The sequence below is a fragment of the Pseudoalteromonas sp. T1lg75 genome, assembly GCF_002964705.1.
GTDB lineage: Bacteria > Pseudomonadota > Gammaproteobacteria > Enterobacterales > Alteromonadaceae > Pseudoalteromonas.
This window is the reverse complement of sequence record NZ_PQCD01000048.1, coordinates 1-525: the sequence shown is the minus strand read 5'-3', so window position 1 is coordinate 525 and position 525 is coordinate 1. Positions and strand designations below refer to the sequence as shown.

Sequence of the window (525 nt, the reverse complement as noted above, 5' to 3'; positions counted from 1 at the left end):
GTGCAAAGGGATTTCGTGCGAATATATCTAATTTTCATTGCTATTGCTTTGACTGCATGTGCTAGCACTAATGAGGCGGAATACGCTTCATTTAGAGTGGGCTCTGACCATTTTGACTCTTTTCAAAGTACATTTGAACGCTCACTTTGTGCTGATGGCAGAGAAAAAATAATAATATCACTGAGTCTAAATAAGTCAGAAAAGGCTGAACTAGTCAGACTCGCAAAATTAGATATTGCGGAGGGCAATTCAGGTTCAGGTGACTTGGAAAAAATATGTGTCAGTAGCTTTCCTTATGAAATTACAGTTGGGGTTCAAGGAAAAACATCAACCACAACATGCTTTTCGCCTATTGGCGACGACGAATCACGGGTTGCTAAGTTTGTATATTCATTAGAAAGTGTGCAAAAGTTACCAAAATCACAGTGTAGATTTTACTAGTTTGCACATAACAAACTGTTTAAAGTGGACAAAATTGCGTTGGCTTGGTTTTGCTCCGCTTCACATTTTAGCCAACACAATTTT

Annotated in this window: 1 protein-coding gene; it reads left to right on the top strand. The window is 38.3% G+C overall.

Going from position 1 to position 525, the window contains the following annotated elements:
* Nucleotides 1–441, top strand: a 441-nt coding sequence (locus tag C2M36_RS10150; protein WP_234399151.1) for a hypothetical protein, incomplete at its 5' end; no start/stop codon positions are given.
* Between the last annotated feature and the right edge of the window lie 84 nt (nt 442–525).